General features: G+C 66.0%; 18 protein-coding genes and 1 pseudogene. 7 read left to right on the top strand and 12 right to left on the bottom strand.

Features of this window, described 5'->3' with window-relative positions:
- Nucleotides 1-18 precede the first annotated feature (18 nt).
- A pseudogene (locus ABQF30_RS12910) lies at nt 19-706 on the bottom strand (ABC transporter permease).
- On the opposite strand from ABQF30_RS12910, the gene ABQF30_RS12905 reads away from it, so the two are divergent.
- Complete coding sequence (locus ABQF30_RS12905) at nt 638-835, top strand: hypothetical protein (RefSeq protein WP_448465000.1); 198 nt, start codon at nt 638-640, stop codon at nt 833-835. The pseudogene ABQF30_RS12910 and the gene ABQF30_RS12905 overlap by 69 nt on opposite strands.
- Here the strand turns inward: ABQF30_RS12905 and ABQF30_RS12900 are convergent.
- The 3 genes from ABQF30_RS12900 to glgX form a co-directional block, all read right to left on the bottom strand.
- Complete coding sequence (locus tag ABQF30_RS12900; RefSeq protein ID WP_448464191.1) at nt 828-1,652, bottom strand: ATP-binding cassette domain-containing protein; 825 nt, start codon at nt 1,650-1,652, stop codon at nt 828-830. The two genes, ABQF30_RS12905 and ABQF30_RS12900, sit on opposite strands and share 8 nt — an antisense overlap.
- Nucleotides 1,649-2,092, bottom strand: a complete 444-nt coding sequence (locus ABQF30_RS12895) for a MarR family winged helix-turn-helix transcriptional regulator (protein ID WP_448464189.1) — start codon at nt 2,090-2,092, stop codon at nt 1,649-1,651. The genes ABQF30_RS12900 and ABQF30_RS12895 overlap by 4 nt, the downstream gene beginning before the upstream one ends.
- A gap of 271 nt (nt 2,093-2,363) precedes the next feature.
- Nucleotides 2,364-4,514 carry a glycogen debranching protein GlgX gene (glgX, locus tag ABQF30_RS12890; protein WP_448464187.1) on the bottom strand — a complete coding sequence of 717 codons (2,151 nt, stop codon included), beginning with the start codon at nt 4,512-4,514 and terminating at the stop codon, nt 2,364-2,366.
- An 80-nt stretch (nt 4,515-4,594) separates the two neighbouring features.
- Between glgX and ABQF30_RS12885 the strand changes: the two genes are divergently transcribed.
- Nucleotides 4,595-5,422, top strand: a complete 828-nt coding sequence (locus tag ABQF30_RS12885) for an enoyl-CoA hydratase/isomerase family protein (protein WP_448464962.1) — start codon at nt 4,595-4,597, stop codon at nt 5,420-5,422.
- Nucleotides 5,423-5,431: 9 nt separating this feature from the next.
- Here the strand turns inward: ABQF30_RS12885 and ABQF30_RS12880 are convergent, their stop codons facing one another.
- The 7 genes from ABQF30_RS12880 to ABQF30_RS12850 form a co-directional block, all read right to left on the bottom strand.
- Nucleotides 5,432-5,983 (bottom strand): isochorismatase family protein, encoded by a 552-nt coding sequence (locus ABQF30_RS12880; protein WP_448464185.1) that lies wholly within the window; start codon nt 5,981-5,983, stop codon nt 5,432-5,434.
- Nucleotides 5,984-5,992: 9 nt separating this feature from the next.
- Nucleotides 5,993-7,276 carry a hypothetical protein gene (locus ABQF30_RS12875; protein ID WP_448464183.1) on the bottom strand — a complete coding sequence of 428 codons (1,284 nt, stop codon included), beginning with the start codon at nt 7,274-7,276 and terminating at the stop codon, nt 5,993-5,995.
- Nucleotides 7,273-7,713: a hypothetical protein gene (locus tag ABQF30_RS12870; RefSeq protein ID WP_448464181.1), complete on the bottom strand. Its 441-nt coding sequence runs from the start codon at nt 7,711-7,713 to the stop codon at nt 7,273-7,275. Before ABQF30_RS12870 ends, ABQF30_RS12875 begins: the two co-directional genes overlap by 4 nt.
- Nucleotides 7,710-7,874, bottom strand: coding sequence for a hypothetical protein (locus tag ABQF30_RS12865; protein WP_448464179.1), 165 nt, complete (start codon nt 7,872-7,874; stop codon nt 7,710-7,712). The genes ABQF30_RS12870 and ABQF30_RS12865 overlap by 4 nt, the downstream gene beginning before the upstream one ends.
- A complete protein-coding gene (locus tag ABQF30_RS12860; protein ID WP_448464960.1) occupies nt 7,874-9,718 on the bottom strand; it encodes a hypothetical protein in 1,845 nt (614 codons plus the stop codon). Before ABQF30_RS12860 ends, ABQF30_RS12865 begins: the two co-directional genes overlap by 1 nt.
- A 108-nt stretch (nt 9,719-9,826) precedes the next feature.
- Nucleotides 9,827-10,627, bottom strand: a complete 801-nt coding sequence (locus ABQF30_RS12855; protein ID WP_448464177.1) for a DUF427 domain-containing protein — start codon at nt 10,625-10,627, stop codon at nt 9,827-9,829.
- A 60-nt stretch (nt 10,628-10,687) separates the two neighbouring features.
- Nucleotides 10,688-10,969 carry a hypothetical protein gene (locus tag ABQF30_RS12850; RefSeq protein ID WP_448464958.1) on the bottom strand — a complete coding sequence of 94 codons (282 nt, stop codon included), beginning with the start codon at nt 10,967-10,969 and terminating at the stop codon, nt 10,688-10,690.
- Nucleotides 10,970-11,093: 124 nt separating this feature from the next.
- Between ABQF30_RS12850 and ABQF30_RS12845 the strand changes: the two genes are divergently transcribed.
- The 4 genes from ABQF30_RS12845 (at nt 11,094) to ABQF30_RS12830 (ending at nt 14,805) form a co-directional block, all read left to right on the top strand.
- Entirely contained in the window at nt 11,094-11,639 is a 546-nt protein-coding gene (locus tag ABQF30_RS12845) for a hypothetical protein (RefSeq protein ID WP_448464175.1), read from the top strand.
- A gap of 128 nt (nt 11,640-11,767) precedes the next feature.
- Nucleotides 11,768-13,009, top strand: a complete 1,242-nt coding sequence (locus ABQF30_RS12840; protein ID WP_448464173.1) for an MMP alpha-(1->4)-mannosyltransferase — start codon at nt 11,768-11,770, stop codon at nt 13,007-13,009.
- Entirely contained in the window at nt 13,003-13,731 is a 729-nt protein-coding gene (locus ABQF30_RS12835; RefSeq protein WP_448464171.1) for a class I SAM-dependent methyltransferase, read from the top strand. Before ABQF30_RS12840 ends, ABQF30_RS12835 begins: the two co-directional genes overlap by 7 nt.
- Nucleotides 13,732-14,805 carry an MMP endo-(1,4)-3-O-methyl-alpha-D-mannosidase gene (locus ABQF30_RS12830; protein ID WP_448464169.1) on the top strand — a complete coding sequence of 358 codons (1,074 nt, stop codon included), beginning with the start codon at nt 13,732-13,734 and terminating at the stop codon, nt 14,803-14,805.
- Here ABQF30_RS12830 and ABQF30_RS12825 read toward each other — a convergent pair.
- Nucleotides 14,802-15,473: a class I SAM-dependent methyltransferase gene (locus ABQF30_RS12825; protein WP_448464167.1), complete on the bottom strand. Its 672-nt coding sequence runs from the start codon at nt 15,471-15,473 to the stop codon at nt 14,802-14,804. The two genes, ABQF30_RS12830 and ABQF30_RS12825, sit on opposite strands and share 4 nt — an antisense overlap.
- Before the next feature lie 53 nt (nt 15,474-15,526).
- Between ABQF30_RS12825 and ABQF30_RS12820 the strand changes: the two genes are divergently transcribed.
- Nucleotides 15,527-16,096, top strand: a complete 570-nt coding sequence (locus tag ABQF30_RS12820) for a TetR/AcrR family transcriptional regulator (protein WP_448464165.1) — start codon at nt 15,527-15,529, stop codon at nt 16,094-16,096.
- The last annotated feature ends 4 nt before the right edge of the window (nt 16,097-16,100 follow it).

Below are 16,100 nucleotides of genomic sequence, written 5' to 3'. Positions count from 1 at the left end.
GGGAGGCTAACGGTCTGGCTAACGCACCAGCCTGCGCAGCAGCGTCGACGCGGCGGCCACGCCGAGCACCGCGGCCACGACCAGCACGGTGATGTCGAGCGCCCAGTTCGTCGGGGTGCCGATCAGTAGCCCGCGCAACGCGTTGACCTCGTAACTGAGCGGGTTGACCATGCTGAGCCAGCGCAGCCAGCCCGGCATGATGTCGACGGGATAGAGCGCATTGGATGCGAAGAACAGCGGCATGGTGATGGCCTGGCCCGATGCCCATCAGCCGATCGCGTTTACGCACCAGCCCGGCCAGCGTCATGGACAGGCACGCGAAGAACGCCGACCCCAGCACCACCACGCCCATCGCGGCCAGGATCCGCAGCGGGTTGGCCGTCATCGCGATCCCCATCAGATACGCCAGCGCCACCACGCCGAGCACCTGCACGACCGACCGCACGCCTGCGGCGAATGCCTTACCGGTCACCAGCGCCGATGCGGGTGTGGGCGTCACCATCAACTTCGCCAGGATGCCCGCGTCCCGGTCCCAGATGATCTGGATGCCGTAGAAGATCGAGATGAACAACGCCGACTGGGCGATGATGCCCGGCGCCAGAAATTCGAGATACGGCAGTCCGCCGGTGTCGACGACATGCAGCTTGCTGAACGTCTGGCCGAAGATCAGCAGCCACAGGGCGGGTTGAACCAGGCGGGTGAACAGCTCGGTCCGGTCGTGGCGGAGCTTCTGGAGTTCGACCAGTGCGAACGCGCTCATCCGCAGCGCCAAGCCGCGGACGCGGCGGATCCCGCGCGGCGCGAGGACCAGTGTGGTTGCGGTGGAGTCAGCTGACACGGCGGGCCGTCCTCCTTGTCGAGCGGACATCGGCCAGGCCGGAACCTCGGGAGTCGGCCTCGAGATCCGAACCCGCGTAGTGCCGGAAGACGTCCTCCAACGTGGCGTCTGAGCCGGTCTGGCCGGAGACGCAGGCCTTCAACTCACCGGGCGTTCCGAGCGCCTGCAACCGGCCGTGATGCATGAGTGCCACCCGGTCACACAACGCGTCGGCTTCGGCCATGTAGTGCGTGGTAAGCAAGACGGTCATGCCGAACTCGGCCTGCATGCGCCGGACCTGTTCCCAGACGCTGTCGCGCGCAATAGGGTCCAGTCCGACCGTCGGCTCGTCGAGAATCAGCAGCAGGGGCCGGTTGACCAGTGCTTGGGCCAGCTCGAGGCGGCGCACCATGCCGCCGGAGTACGTGCCTGCCGTGGCCTCGGCGACGTCGAGCAGCTGCATCGATTCCAGCGCTGCGGTGACGCGTTCGGAACGCTCGGCGCGCGGCACGTCGTAGAGGCGTGCGAACAACTCCACGTTCTGCCTGCCGGTCAACGCCGACTCGATCGAAAGTTGTTGTGGTACATATCCGATGTTGTGCCGGATGTCCATCGTGTGCTTGCCCGTGTCCAGGCCGAAGATTTTGACCTCGCCGCTTTGGACCGGGGTCAGGGTGGTGAGCACCCGCACCACCGTGGTCTTACCGGCCCCGTTGGGGCCGAGCAGTCCCAGCGTCTCGCCGGGCCGCACCTGCAACGTCAGATCCTCGACGGCGGTGAACTTCCCGTACCGATGGGTCAGGCGGGTGCAGTCGATCGCGAACGGTTGAGTCATGTCTGCCTCTCTCGCAACAACCGGGTCAGCTCGTCAAGGACGTCCAACCCTCTTGCCAGGACGTCGATCTGAGCATCGTCGAGTTGATCCAGGACGGCAGACAGTGCGGCGCGGCGTGCGGCCCGTGTTTCGTCTGCGATGCGCTGTGCGGGCGGGGTGAGCTGCAACCGGCCGACGCGACGATCACTGTCGTCCACCGCTCTGACCAGCATGCCGTCGGCGACGAGCCGCGAGACCAGCGTGGAAGCGGTGTTGGGCATCAGGCCGAGTTCGGCCGCGGCTTCCCGCACCGATATCCCGGGGTGACGGCCCACCAGCCGCAGCAGTTCGCCCTGGGACTGCGTCAAGCCGGCGGCATCGAAACCCCCTCCGGTGGACCGCCGCAACTGTCTGCGGAACCGGCCGACGACGCTGAACAGCTCGCCGACCAGATCTGCCATGCCGCCCACAATACCTCTGTAACAGAGGTATTTCACATGGAGGTTCTGGCACCGGCTGAAATGGGGAACCGGCAAACAGGGAGAAATGCCGCAGCCGTGGCCGCAGGGTGGTTGCCGCCGCTCTTCGGCTTCTACCCCCGGCCCGCCCGGCCGGTGGCACCGAGGGTTAACTCGGCGCCTGCTAGGCGGCCACGGCTGCTATTTGAAAAAGCTACCATATTTCCTGGTACAGCCCGGGATTTCGGTGGTGTTAGCAACTTCTACGCAGGTGTCATTTTTGATCGCACCGCAACACCAGCACCGCTCGGGCATCGACGTCGACGCGGCCGCCGGCGGCGATCGGATCGGTGTCGAAGTTTGCGGCGGTGTCGATGACGGGAACCCACTGGTCTCCGAAATCGGACGGCGGTAACGCGAATTCGATGGGTTCGTAGTGTGCGTTGAAGCACAGTAGGAAGGAATCGTCGACGACGCGCTGCCCGCGAATGTCCAGATCGGCGATGCCCTGGCCGTTCAGATACACCGCGACGGACTTGGCATAGCCGGTCTCCCAGTCCTCGGCCGTCATGTCCGAACCGTCGGGTGCGAACCATGCGATGTCGGGAGTTCCGGGCGCGCCGGATTGGCGGACCGGTCGACCGTCGAAGAAGCGCCGCCGCCGGAACACCGGGTGGGCGGCCCGCAGCGCAGACACCGACCGGGTGAACTCGATGAGATCGTTGTCGGCATTGGCCCAGTCGATCCACGAGATGTCGCTGTCCTGGCAATACACGTTGTTGTTGCCCCGCTGCGTGCGGCCCAGCTCGTCACCGTGCGAGATCATCGGAACACCTTGTGACAGCAGCAGAGTGGCCAGGAAGTTGCGCTGCTGACGGGTGCGCAGGTCGTTGATGGCTGCCTCGTCCGTCGGACCCTCCACGCCGCAGTTCCACGATTTGTTGTTGCTCTCGCCGTCCCGGTTGTCCTCGCCGTTGGCCTCGTTGTGCTTTTCGTTGTAGGACACCAGGTCTCGCAGTGTGAACCCGTCGTGCGCGGTGACGAAGTTGATCGAGGCGAAGGGACGGCGTCCGGTCTGCTCGTACAGATCGGCAGACCCGGTAAGCCGCGACGCGAACTCGTCGAGCGTGGCCGGTTCACCACGCCAATAGTCGCGTACGGTGTCGCGGTACTTGCCGTTCCACTCCGTCCACAGTGGCGGGAAGTTGCCCACCTGATAGCCACCGGGCCCGACGTCCCACGGCTCGGCGATCAGCTTGACCTGGCTGACGATCGGGTCCTGTTGCACCAGTTCGAAGAACGTGCTCAGGCGGTCGACGTCGTAGAACTCCCGCGCCAGTGTCGAGGCCAGGTCGAAGCGGAAGCCGTCGACGTGCATCTCCGTCACCCAGTACCGCAACGAGTCCATGATCAACTGAAGCGAATGTGGGTGCCCGACGTTGAGGCTGTTGCCGGTGCCGGTGTAGTCCATGTAGTAGCGCTTGTCGTCGTCGACCAGCCGGTAGTAGGCGGCGTTGTCGATGCCGCGCATAGACAGCGTCGGCCCCATGTGGTTGCCCTCGGCGGTGTGGTTGTAGACCACGTCGAGGATGACCTCGATGTTGGCGGCGTGCAGTTCGCGCACCATCGCCTTGAATTCCTGAACGTGCCCGCCGGGTGTGTTGCTGGAGCTGTAGCGCGGGTCGGGAGCGAGGAACCCGATCGTGTTGTAGCCCCAGTAGTTCGACAATCCCTTCTCGACGAGACCGGAGTCGTCCACGAAATGGTGCACGGGCATCAACTCGATCGCGTTGACGCCCAATGACTTCAGATGCTCGACGATCGCTGGATGCGCGACGGCGGCATATGTTCCGCGCAGCTGCTCGGGAATGTCCGGATGGGTCTGGGTCAGCCCCCTGACGTGGGCTTCGTAGATGACGGTGTCGGCGTACTCATGCCCGGGGCGATGGTCGACGGCCCAATCGAAGTAGGGGTTGATCACCACCGCCTTCGGCATGTTCGTCGCGGAGTCGTCGTCGTTGCGGCTGTCCGGGTCGCCGAAGTTGTAGGCGAACAGCGGCTGGCCCCAGGTGAACGCGCCGTCGATGGCCTTGGCGTACGGATCGAGCACGAGCTTGTTCGGATTGCACCGGTGCCCGGCGGCCGGATCGTAGGGCCCGTGCACACGGTAGCCGTAGCGCTGCCCCGGCTCGATGCTGGGGACGAAACCGTGCCAGACGAACCCGTCGACCTCGGGCAGGGCAATCCGGGTCTCCTGCAGGTTCCCCTCGCCGTCATCGTCGAAAAGACACAGTTCGACCCGCTCGGCGACCTCGCTGAACACCGCGAAATTGGTGCCAGAGCCGTCGTAGGTCGCGCCCAGCGGGTACGCCTTGCCCCGCCAGATTTCCAGTTCGGATTCCGATGTTCGATCTGCGGGATTCACAACCCGACTTTACGGCCAGTGCGGGTAGGAGGAGGCGGCACATGCACACTAGAAGATCTGCGGCACCCGTCGTCCACCGGATGGAGTTCCCCTTGCCCACTGGCCTTGACCTGCCGGATTACCGCACCCTGCGGGTCACGCTCGACCGTGCTGTTGCGACCATCACGCTCAACCGTCCGCGGCAGCGCAACGCGTTCGGTGACGGGATGGGCGAGGAACTCGCTGACGCCTACACGCGGTGCGATCGCGAGGACGGCGTCCGGGCGATCGTGCTGACCGGGGCCCCGCCGGCGTTCTGCGCGGGTGCCGATCTCGGCGCGGGGGAGCGCACATTTGCTGAGCCCGGCAAGGAATTCAGCGCGGCCGGCATCGCGGTGCCGGCATGGACCCTGGCCAAGCCAGTGATCGCTGCGGTCAACGGACATGCGATCGGGCTCGGACTGACCCTGGCGCTGCAGTGCGACATCCGGATCTTCGCCGCCGACGCACGCTACGGCGTGGTGCAGGCCCGGCGCGGCATGGTCGGCGACGCGTATTCGCACTGGGTCCTCCCGCGACTGGTGGGCATCTCCAACGCCGCGGAGATTCTCTTGACCGGAGCCACTTTTGACGGGCATCGCGCCGTTGCACTCGGCCTCGGCAGCAGAGTTCTGCCCGCACCGGAGGTGCTCCCCGCCGCACATGAGCTTGCCCACGACATCGCCACCAACACCGCGCCGATGTCGGTGGCGGCCAGCAAGCGGTTGTTGTGGGACTCCTTCGACCTGGACCGCCCGGCCGTCGGCGCCAGGGAGACCGAGATTCACTTGCGACTGATGGCGCACGAGGACGCACGCGAAGGCGTGCGGGCCTACCGTGACCAGCGACCGCCGGACTGGACCGGCCGGCCGGCTGATCCGACGGCCTGAACCCTCGCGCTAGGAAATCGCCACGCCGGCGGCGCGCAATTCGTCGATCGCCGTAGCGGTGCTGGCCGGTGCCACGCCGGCCGTCAGCCCCGACAGGACCCGCGTCGTGAAGCCCGCGCTTGCCGCGTCGGCCGCGGTGGCCGCCACGCAGTAGTCCGTCGCAATGCCCACCACGTCGACCGCGTCGACGTCACGCTGCCGCAGCCAGTCGGCCAGCGTCGCCCCGGTGTCGTCGGTGCCTTCGAAGCCGCTGTAGGCGGCTGAATAGTGCCCCTTCTTGAACACCGCCTCGACGCTGCCCGCGTCGAACTCGGGGTGGAAGGCCGCGCCGGGCGTCTCGGCCACGCAGTGACGCGGCCAGGACACCCGGAAGTCGGGAGTGTCGGAGAAGTGCTCGCCCGGGTCGATGTGGAAGTCCTGGGTAGCCACCACATGGTCGTACCCGTGCTCGTCGGCAAGCAGTTCGGTGATCCCACGGGCCACCTCGGCACCACCGGCGACCGCCAACGAGCCGCCCTCGCAGAAGTCGTTCTGCACGTCGACGACGATGAGTGCGCGCATGACTCAAAACTACCCGCCGAACAGCAGGTACAACCCGGTGAACGTGTACCCGACCATCACCAGCATCATCGCGAGTTGTCCGGTGAGTTGGTTCTGCTTGGGTAGCAGCTGCAGCGCCCGGTCGTGTGCGGCGATCACGCCGGCCACGTGCCCGGCCAGCACGAACCCGACCTTCAGGGTGGCCAGCAGCGTCGGGTGAAGCGACAGAACATAGTTGACCTCATGGTCGAGCCCGAACAGCAGGATCAGCGTCTCCTGACCCTTCTCGACTAGGTACGACAAGTAGTGGGCGAACACGTAGCCGATGACGATCGGGATCAGCGAATGTGCCATCAGGCCGGGCAGCTCGCTGCGGCGTCCTCGGTCAACGCCGCCGGTGGCGCGGGCGGCCGCCCAGAAGGTGAGCGCCACCGTGGCGACGAAAACCAGCAAGCCGGTGGTGCGGATCAGGGTGGCGCCGAGTGCCGAGCCAGAGTTGGCGTCGACGAAGTTACGCCACTGTGGCATCGCCGAGAAGCTGTCGAACGCCGTCGATCCGAGCAGCACGGCGAGGACCGCGACGACGCCGGAGCGCACCGGCAACGACGGCAGATGGTCGAACGGATTGCCCACCACGATGCGGCCGGCATGGCGTCGCAACGGTGACAACCGCGACGCCACCATGCTGTACACCTCGAACGGGTCGGCGTTCGACAGCCACCGCGGCCCGCAGAACAGCGCTCCGGCGAACGTCACCGCGAGGTAGACCAGCAGCCAGTTGCGAATGGCCGCAACGGATCCCGGGTTCGGGCTGGCCAGCTCGAGCCAGACGAACGCGAACAGGCCCGCAGCTGCGGGCCAGTAGCCGAGGCGATCTGGATAGCGCTGGACGGTGCTGCGCAACAGTCGGTACACGATGCGCACCGGTGAGATGACCCGCCACACCGGGCCGAAAGCCAGGGACAGCGCGACCAGCCCGACCCACAGCAGCACGTAGAACACGCCGGGCAGTGGATTGTTCGCGTCCTGCGGTCCCCAGAACGCCGCGACCGCCACCCATCCCGTGAAAGCCAGCGCAAGCACGCCGACGATCCACCGGGTGACGGGGGAGTCCACGACCGTCGTCACCCAGCCCGGCAGCGGCCGTCCCGGTTTGGCGGGGTCGAATCTCGGCCGCCGCCAGGCGAAGGCGACGACGGCGAACGTGAACGTCAGCGTCCACGCCGCACCGATCAGTGCGTACGTGAACGGGATGGGAAGGTCGGTCGAACCGCCCAGGCCGTGCGCCAGTATCGCGGTTCGATCCGAAGTCACGGCTGTACTTGCACGCTTGCGATGGTGCGGGTCAGGTGGTGCAGTTCGATGTCGACAGTGCCCGGCACATCCACGGTGAACTGGAACTGCTGCCCGTTGCGCGGCTCGATCTTGAACGTGTGCTCGGGGTTGGAATGCACATGCAGCTCGTCGGCGGCATCGCTGTTGACCCGCACCACGATCGGTTCGGAGACCTTGCCCTGCAGCTGGGCGTTGGTCGGGGTCACCTCGCCACCTTTGATGGTCACATCGATCACCAGCCGGTTGGGCGCCTGCTGCTGGTCGGTCATGTCCGACGGGCTGACCGTGGACTCGGTGGGACTGGCTGGACTGGCTGCGGGGCTCTCGGCGGTACCGCTGTCTGAGCTGCCGCAGCCGGCTGTGATCAGTGCTGCTGCGGCCGCCAGGACGATGAATGCGCTTCTACGGTTGGTCACGGTGAACCATCTTGGCCTGACTCGTGCCCATCTTCACCTTGAGGCGTATCGCCTCTGCGCCGGTCCCGCATCGCGATGTAGACCACCACACCGACCACCACGACGGCCGGCGCGAACGCCGGCAACGCCAGCAGCAGGGTGTGGTCGGCTTGGTAGGTCATCACGTCTGCGGCTGGACCGGCCGGGGCTCGTCAATCTTGCTGCCCGCCGCCAGTTCTCGGGCATTGATCCGGCCTGCGCCCCACGTCAGCGCGGCGATCAGGATCAGGGTGCACACCAACACCACCAGCGAAGCAACGTTGAACAGCCAAGAGGGATGGTCCAGGTTGCGTTCGCGCTGCAGCAGGGTGATCTCCTGAACGAAGTCCCTCGTGCTCGATGCCTGCACGGGAGTTTCCTCGGCCCCGATGCCCGGATCGGCCGGAAGGTATATCGGCACCCCGGCCATGGTGGTGCCGTCCTGGACCCTCAGCAGGGTCTTCCAACTACCCCACACCGGGATCGGCTGGGTGGAGCGGTAGTGGCCGGGACCGACATTCTCCAGCGGATTGACGACCAGACCGCGTTGGTTGTCCAGGCCGCCCTGCCAGGCCAGGATCGACACCCATTCCGGATTGTCGCTGACGAGGTTCGCCGGCGTGATCTGCACGTCGGCCGACACCATGCGTTGGCCTTCATCGCTGGGCAGGTCGGTCAAAGTGATTGTGGCATTGGCATTCTCCGGAACCTCGGTTCGCAGGCCGCTGGCCACGGCGCCGCCGAGCACCAGCACCGTCGCGATCACGACCGAGATGCCCACCGCGGGCCGGGGCAATCGCTGGCCGGTGAGTACCAGCGCCAGCAGCGCGCCGCACAAGCCCATGGCGACCGCGACGGGAATCGCCATCGCCAACGCCTCGGCCCACATGCTGGTCGGCCACGGGTATCGGTACACCGCGTCGATCCACAACGATTCCAGCCAAAGGCCCGCGGTCGCCACGCCAAGCCCGCCGACCGCGCCGAAGATGATGGGCCGCTTGACAAGTGGGGTCAGCGCCAGCAGTTCCACCACCAGGGCCGGGCCGAGGTACAGGGCGAACCAACTCATGGGGGCGCCCAGCACCGGGCCGACGACCAATGCGACGGCACCGCGCAGCACGACGGCGAATCCCGCGGCGATCAGCGCCGCACCAGGGCCCAGCACCAGACGCGCGGCGACGGCGGCCATGGCCGCGGCACCCGCGATCATCATCGGTTGCAGCACAAGGCGGAACTGTTCGACGCCGAAGTCGTACTCGATCTGGAACACCGACAGCCCGATGAAAAGACCGCCGAAAGTCAGGTAGTAGAGGAACTTGTTGAACTTGCTGTCCTCGGCCACGTCCGGGCCCATGGCCACCCGGCCCTCATGCTCGAGCAGCAACACCGCGATCAATGACAGGCCCGCACCGCCGATCAACATCAAATGCGTTGGACCCCAAAGAGTGACGTCCTGACCGAAAATGCGGTGCCAGACGTCGTCGAGGGGGAAGCCGATCAGGGCGTACAGCCCGCACAGCGCCATCAGCACCCCACCCACCGGCGCGTACCAGGTTCGGGTGATGCGGATGGCAGCCGGACCGGGCTTCTCGTAGGGCAGCACGATCGCCATCGAGCCCGCGATGAACAGCAGGAACAGGCCGATCAGGATGAAGTAGTGGGCGGGGTTCGCCAGCGGGCCCTCATCGCGGCCTTTACCGATGTGCAGGCTGACATCCCAGATGAACCCGAACAGCGCGCAGATGATGGTCGAGGTGAACAGGAACACCTGCAACGCCACCCACGGCGGGCGATGGAATTTGTTGCCCAGCCACTCGGCGAAGTTGTTCAGCCAGGTGATGCGGCGCATCCGGTGCAGATAGCCGATCCACAACAAGGCCACCGTGACAACCATGGCCACCACCGACATGCCGATGACCTGGTCGAGCGCAGCGCCACCGCCTTCGGTGCCTGCCGCAGCAACCAGCGATACGTTCGACGAACTCATCATGTTCCCCACCCACTGACTATGTCCGAACGAATCCCGTTGGTGGGAGATGTTGCCAGAACTGAGCAGGCTGAAACAGAGGTACCTGGTACCGCCGGGCTTGGGTAGTTAGCGCTTGCTCCACGAAGTGACCGGGCGGTCGCGGCGCTCACCGTCCACGAAGACATCGACGTGCTCGTCGAAGAAGCAGATGCGGTCGCGGACGCGCTCGGCGTCGACAAGGGGTTCGTGGTACGTCCAGGCCACGTCGGCCGGTCCGTCGGGCACCGAGTAATAGCTCGCCCGGCCCTTGTACGCGCAGTATGTGACGGTCTGGCTGAGTTCCAGTTCGGTGGTCACGTCTTCGCGCGGCAGGTAGAAGCGGGTCGGCAGCAGGGTCTCGAACAACAGCGTCGGCCGTGACGATTCCGCGAGCTGACGACCGTCGAGCTCGATCCGGATGTGGCGACGACTGCGCCGGATGTCGATGCGGTGGAACGGGTCATGCGGGTGCGCGACGATCGGCTCGTCCTCCTCGCGCCACTCGAAGGTGGCGAAGTCGAGGATCACGTAGTCGGCCAGGTCCGGATCGTCGGGTCGGTAGGCCGCCGCGGGGCCCGTCTCTTCGCCGGCGATGACGTCGAAACCGGTACCGGGGCAGGTGTGTGTGGTGAACGGCACCGACGGGTCGAGGAATCCGGGGATCTCGTCGTCACCGGAATCGCCACCCGCCGGGACCAGTTGAGCAGCAAGCGCGGAGCGCGGCACGGCATAGGTCGGGACGACCCGCCGAGGCTCCCACACCAGGACGGCATCGCACGTGTCGATCACCGGCTCCCCGCCCAGGCACACCCGAATTCGTTTGGCAGTCGGCTGATATCGAAGCGATTCGAGATTGGCCGCCAGAAGGCCCGCCATTTTCACTGCCATGCCGCCATTATCGACTGCGGAAGCCGATCATGCGTGCCTGTCGGGGAAAGCGAAAGCCCGTTACTTCACGTCCACGTAAACGGTGCGCTGGGTGACCGCGCTGCTGAGGGTGTCGGTGCGGCTGAAGCTTTGTCCGGGCCGTACCGAGACGACCGTTGCCTGATCCAGCGGTGTCGAACCGAGCCGGTTGACGACCACCTTGTAGCCCTGCGCCTGCAGCTCGCTGATGGTCTGCTGTGCGTTGCTGGGCCCGCTGGGTGCAGCCTGGCCGGGTGCGGCGAATCCGATGACGGCAGCGGCCAATCCACTTGCGAGGGCGGCGCCGATGCCGAACTGCCTGATTGTCTTCTTCACTTTCCTGTCCCCATTTCTTCTTTTCGCTACGCTGCGATATGCCCGGTAAAACCTGCCGTTCAACGGGTTTAATTCCGATGGCAGAAATTTGTCGACCGATGACAGGATTTGCGTGAAGCCGGCGAAACTGGCGGCGTTGGGCCTGCGCCAGCGCGACGGGGTCACGTGCGGCCCAACCGTCGCCGTCGTGGCGGGCGCCCTGCTGGATCCAACGTATCGCGCAGGGTTGCTGGGCCCGGACGGCAGTTCATGGTTCGCCGACGAGCAGGGCCGGATTCACGCTCACGTCAACACGATCTGGCCGCGCCGCCTGGGCACGACGCCCGTAGGGATGGCGCGAGCGTTGACCGGGCACAGTTCCGAACTCGGCGTCGTCTACCGCTGGAGGCGGTTCCGTGGTGCTCGCGACATGCTGGCGGATGTGTGTAGTGCCGCTGCCGCGGACTGGCCCGTCCCGATGCTGATCGGCGATGGGGGCATGCTGGGCATTCCACGGCACTGGGTATTGATCGTCGAGGCAACCGATGAGCTGCTGCAGTGCTACGAACCGTCATCGGGCAGGGTTGTTCCGGTCGGTGTCGCGGCGGTGCGTGGTTCGCGAATCAGTGGACTCGGCTTTCGGAGGCCGTTCGCGTTCGTCGTGCCGGATCGGGTCTAGCGGACGGACGCGTTGCGTCGGATAGCCGGTCAAACTATAGTCTGGACACATGTCCAGAGGTTTCGGAGTCGCCGCGTGAGTGTGTTTTCCCAGTTCAGCGCGATTCCTGCCGTGCGGTGAGCTGAATCATGCGTATTGCATTGCTGTCTTACCGGAGCAAGACCCACTGTGGCGGCCAGGGTGTCTATGTACGCCATCTGAGCCGTGGGCTGGCCGAACTGGGCCACGAGGTCGAGGTTTTCTCGGGCCAGCCCTATCCCGACGGCCTGGACCCACGCGTTCGCCTGACCAAGGTGCCGAGCCTCGACCTGTACCGCGAACCCGACCCGTTCCGCGTGCCGCGACCGAGTGAGATCCGCGATCGCATCGACGCCCTCGAACTGCTGACCATGTGGACGGCAGGCTTCCCTGAACCGCGGACCTTCACGATGCGCGTCGCGCGGATCCTTGCCGAGCGCCGTGACGAGTTCGACGTGGTCCACGACAACCAGAGCCTGGGCACCAGCCTGCTGAAGATCCCTGACCTCGGCCTGCCGGTGGTGGCGACCGTGCACCATCCGATCACCCGTGACCGCGTCCTCGACGTCGCGGCCGCCAAGTGGTGGCGTAAACCGCTGGTGCGCCGGTGGTACGGCTTCGCCGAGATGCAGAAGAAGGTCGCACGGCAGATCCCGGAGCTGCTCACGGTGTCGTCTTCCTCGGCGGCCGATATCGCCGAAGACTTCGGGGTGACCCAGAATCAGCTCCACATCGTGCCGCTCGGCGTGAACACCGAGTTGTTCAAGCCCGCCGAGCATCGGGTGAACGGCCGGATCATCGCGATCGCCAGCGCCGATGTACCACTCAAGGGCATCAGCCACCTACTGCACGCGGTCGCGCGGCTGCGGGTGGAGCGAAACCTCGACGTGCAGCTGGTGTCCAAGCTGGATCCCAACGGCCCGACCGAGAAACTCATTGCCGAGCTCGGTATCTCGGACATCGTGCACAGCTCGAGCGGATTGACCGACGGTGAACTGGCCGCCCTGCTGGCTTCGGCCGAAGTGGCCTGCATTCCCTCTCTCTACGAAGGCTTTTCGTTGCCGGCGGTCGAGGCGATGGCCAGCGGCACTCCGATCGTGGCCAGCCGCGCCGGTGCGCTGCCCGAGGTGGTCGGCAATGACGGTGAGTGTGCGCGGCTGGTCCGACCGGCCGACGTCGACGAGCTCACCTCGGTTCTGGGGCAGCTGCTCGACTCGCCGTTGGAGCGGCGCAAGCTGGGGGCCGCGGGCCGGCAGCGGGCGCTCGACGTCTTCAGTTGGGAATCGGTTGCCGCACAGACTGTTTCGGTGTACGAGCTGGCGCGTGATCGGATGGGAGTGAAACCGTGCTGACAGTCGACTTCGACCGCCTGGGCGTCGGGCCCGGCACCTCCGTTATCGACGTCGGCTGCGGGGCAGGCAGACACACCTTCGAGGCATATCGGCGTGGCGCCGATGTGATCGGCTTCGACCAGAGCGTGTCCGACCTGAACGACGTCGACACCATGCTGCAGGCGATGCGCGAGGAAGGCGACGTCCCGCTGTCGGCCCGCGGTGAGGCGGTCAAAGGCGACGCGTTGGACCTGCCCTTCGAGGACGGCCGTTTCGACTGTGTCATCGCCTCGGAGATCCTGGAGCACGTCCCTGAAGACGACCGAGCGATCGCAGAACTGGTGCGGATCCTCAAACCCGGTGGCTCGCTGGCAATCACGGTTCCGCGCTGGCTGCCGGAAAAGGTGTGCTGGCTGCTGTCCGACGAATACCACGCCAACGAGGGCGGCCACATCCGGATCTACAAGGCCGACGAATTGCGAGACAAGGTGCTCGCCCACGGTCTCGAGCTCACCCACACCCATCACGAGCACGCCCTGCATTCGCCGTACTGGTGGCTGAAATGCGCTGTCGGCACGGAGAAGAACGACCATCCCGCGGTCAAGGCGTACCACCAGCTGCTCGTGTGGGACATGATGGGCCGACCGTGGCTCACGCGCACCGCCGAATCGTTGCTCAATCCGTTGATCGGCAAGAGTGTGGCGCTGTACTTCACCAAGCCGGCCTTTCCGAGCGGGCGGTGAATGTTGCGACCGCTTGAGATTCCCGGTGTGCCCGGTGTATTGACGCCGGATGAATGCCGCCAGACCGCGCAGTCGATCGCCGCAACCCAGGAGTCCTCAGGCGCCCTGCCGTGGTTCGACGGCGGTCACACCGACCCGTGGGATCACGTCGAGAATGCGATGGCGCTGACCGTCGCGGGGCTCATCGAACCGGCCCGCGCAGCCTTTGACTGGTGCCGCACCGTACAGCGGGCCGACGGATCCTGGCCAATCCAGTTGCGCAACGGCGTCGTCGAAGATGCCAACAGCGACAGCAACTTCTGTGCGTACATCGCCACCGGGGTGTGGCATCACGTGCTCATCACCGAGGACCGCGGATTCGCCGAGACGATGTGGCCGGTGGTCAACCGGGCGATCGAATTCGTTCTGGGACTTCAGGCGCCTGGTGGCGAGATCTACTGGGCCAGTACACCGTCCGGCCCCGTCACCGAGGCGCTGCTGACCGGATGCGCGAGTGTGTATCACAGCATCCGGTGCGGGCTGGCCCTTGCGGACTATCTCGATGAGCCGCAGCCGGAATGGGAGGTCGCGGTCGGCAGACTCGGCCATGCCATCGCGGAGCATCCAGAAGCGTTCTCCACCAAGGACACTCACGCGATGGAGTGGTACTACCCGGTGCTCGGCGGGGCGCTGCGCGACGAGGCGGCCCAGGCGCGGATCGATGACCGGTGGGACGATTTCGTGGTGCCGGGCCTGGGTATCCGGTGCGTCGATCACCGGCCTTGGGTGACCGGGGCCGAGACCTGCGAACTGGTGATGGCGCTGGACGCCATCGGCGACACCGCGCGTGCGCACGAGCAGTTCGCCGCCATGCACCATCTGCGCGAGACTGACGGATCCTATTGGACCGGGCTGGTTTTCGCCGACGGGAAACGCTGGCCCGAGGAGCGCACCACCTGGACGGGCGCAGCGATGATCTTGGCGGCCGATGCGCTGTCGTCGACCACGGCGGCCAGCGGCATCTTCCGAGGAGAGGGCCTCCCGCGCGGGCTGGAAGGCGAATACGACTGCGAGTGCGTGGTCAGCGACCGCTAATCCAGCTCGCCCGGTGAGCCGGAGATTCGCTCCAGGACACGCATAGACCCCATCGCGGAGACCTCCCGGAACGCGCCGGTGTTCAGTGCGCGCTGGTAGACGTGGAAAGGTGCCTGACCGCCGTCGTCGGGGTTCGGGAACACGTCGTGGATGATCAGTGCGCCGCCGACCTCGACCCAGCGCGCCCAGCCCTCGAAGTCCCGCTGCGCCGCCTCTTCGGTGTGTCCGCCGTCGATGAACAACAGCCGCAACGGCATTCGCCAACCTCTTGCCACCACGGGCGACTTGCCGACGATGGCTACGACGTGCTCATCGAGACCCGCGGCATCGAGCGTGTGCCGCATCGTGGGCAACGTGTCGAACAATCCGGTCTCGGGGTCGACCATGGACGTGTCGTGGTATTCCCAGCCGGGCTGGTGTTCCTCGGAACCGTGGTGGTGGTCGACGGTGTAGACAACCGATCCGGTCTCCTGGGCCGCGGCGCCCAGCATGACCGTCGACTTCCCGCAGTACGTGCCGATCTCGACCCCGACACCGCCGCCGAGGTAGGTGACCGCGGCGTCGTACAGGGCCCGTCCTTCGTCGGCGGGCATGAAGCCGATGACCTGCTCGGCCAGGGTGAACAAGCGCTCGGCGCGGGGCGGCAGGGCGGTGTCGGTATGGCTCATGGGAGACAACTTACCGTTGCTGGTCACCGCTAGTTGTAGTAGCGTCCGGACACGTGTCCGATCCGGCTCTGGAGTCGACTCGCCGTCGTCTGAGCGCACGACAGGCCGACACCGTGGAACGCCTTGGCCGGGCGGCGGTGGAACTGATCAGCCGGGAGGGGTTCGCCGGGCTGACAGTGCGGCGGGTGGCCGCCGAGGCAGGCGTCGGCTCGGCCACCGCCTACACGTACTTCTCCTCCAAGGAACACCTTGTCGCCGAGGTCTTCTGGCGCCGGCTGTCCGGGTCGCCGCCAGCCGTGCACACCTCCGACGACCCGGCCACCCGCGTCGTCGAGGTGCTCCAGCACATTGCCTCATTGGTCGCCGACGAGCCCGAGTTCGCCGGCGCGGTGACCAACGCGCTGCTCGGCAAGGATCCCGATGTCGAAGTGCTGCGGCAGCGCATCGGCGGAGACATCCGGCTGCGCCTGGTCGCGGCGCTGGGGTCCGACGTGGACCCCGATGTGATCGAGGCACTCGAACTCCTCTACACCGGGACGCTGGTGTGGGCGGGCATGGGTTACGAGGAGTACCCCGGTGTTGCGCGCCGGTTGGAGAAATCAGCGCGGCTGGTTCTGGGTTGAATAA

Source organism: Mycolicibacterium sp. XJ870 (genome assembly GCF_053483975.1).
This window is presented reverse-complemented; position numbering and strand designations above follow the sequence as displayed.

Bases quoted from the DNA above. Each gene is read 5' to 3' on its own strand.
- ABQF30_RS12905 (WP_448465000.1), top strand. From the start codon at position 638: ATGCAGCTTGCTGAACGTCTGGCCGAAGATCAGCAGCCACAGGGCGGG.
- ABQF30_RS12900 (WP_448464191.1), bottom strand. From the start codon at position 1,652: ATGACTCAACCGTTCGCGATCGACTGCACCCGCCTGACCCATCGGTAC.
- ABQF30_RS12895 (WP_448464189.1), bottom strand. From the start codon at position 2,092: ATGGCAGATCTGGTCGGCGAGCTGTTCAGCGTCGTCGGCCGGTTCCGC.
- ABQF30_RS12885 (WP_448464962.1), top strand. From the start codon at position 4,595: ATGGAGTTCCCCTTGCCCACTGGCCTTGACCTGCCGGATTACCGCACC.
- ABQF30_RS12880 (WP_448464185.1), bottom strand. From the start codon at position 5,983: ATGCGCGCACTCATCGTCGTCGACGTGCAGAACGACTTCTGCGAGGGC.
- ABQF30_RS12865 (WP_448464179.1), bottom strand. From the start codon at position 7,874: ATGACCTACCAAGCCGACCACACCCTGCTGCTGGCGTTGCCGGCGTTC.
- ABQF30_RS12860 (WP_448464960.1), bottom strand. From the start codon at position 9,718: ATGAGTTCGTCGAACGTATCGCTGGTTGCTGCGGCAGGCACCGAAGGC.
- ABQF30_RS12855 (WP_448464177.1), bottom strand. From the start codon at position 10,627: ATGGCAGTGAAAATGGCGGGCCTTCTGGCGGCCAATCTCGAATCGCTT.
- ABQF30_RS12840 (WP_448464173.1), top strand. From the start codon at position 11,768: ATGCGTATTGCATTGCTGTCTTACCGGAGCAAGACCCACTGTGGCGGC.
- ABQF30_RS12830 (WP_448464169.1), top strand. From the start codon at position 13,732: ATGTTGCGACCGCTTGAGATTCCCGGTGTGCCCGGTGTATTGACGCCG.
- ABQF30_RS12825 (WP_448464167.1), bottom strand. From the start codon at position 15,473: ATGAGCCATACCGACACCGCCCTGCCGCCCCGCGCCGAGCGCTTGTTC.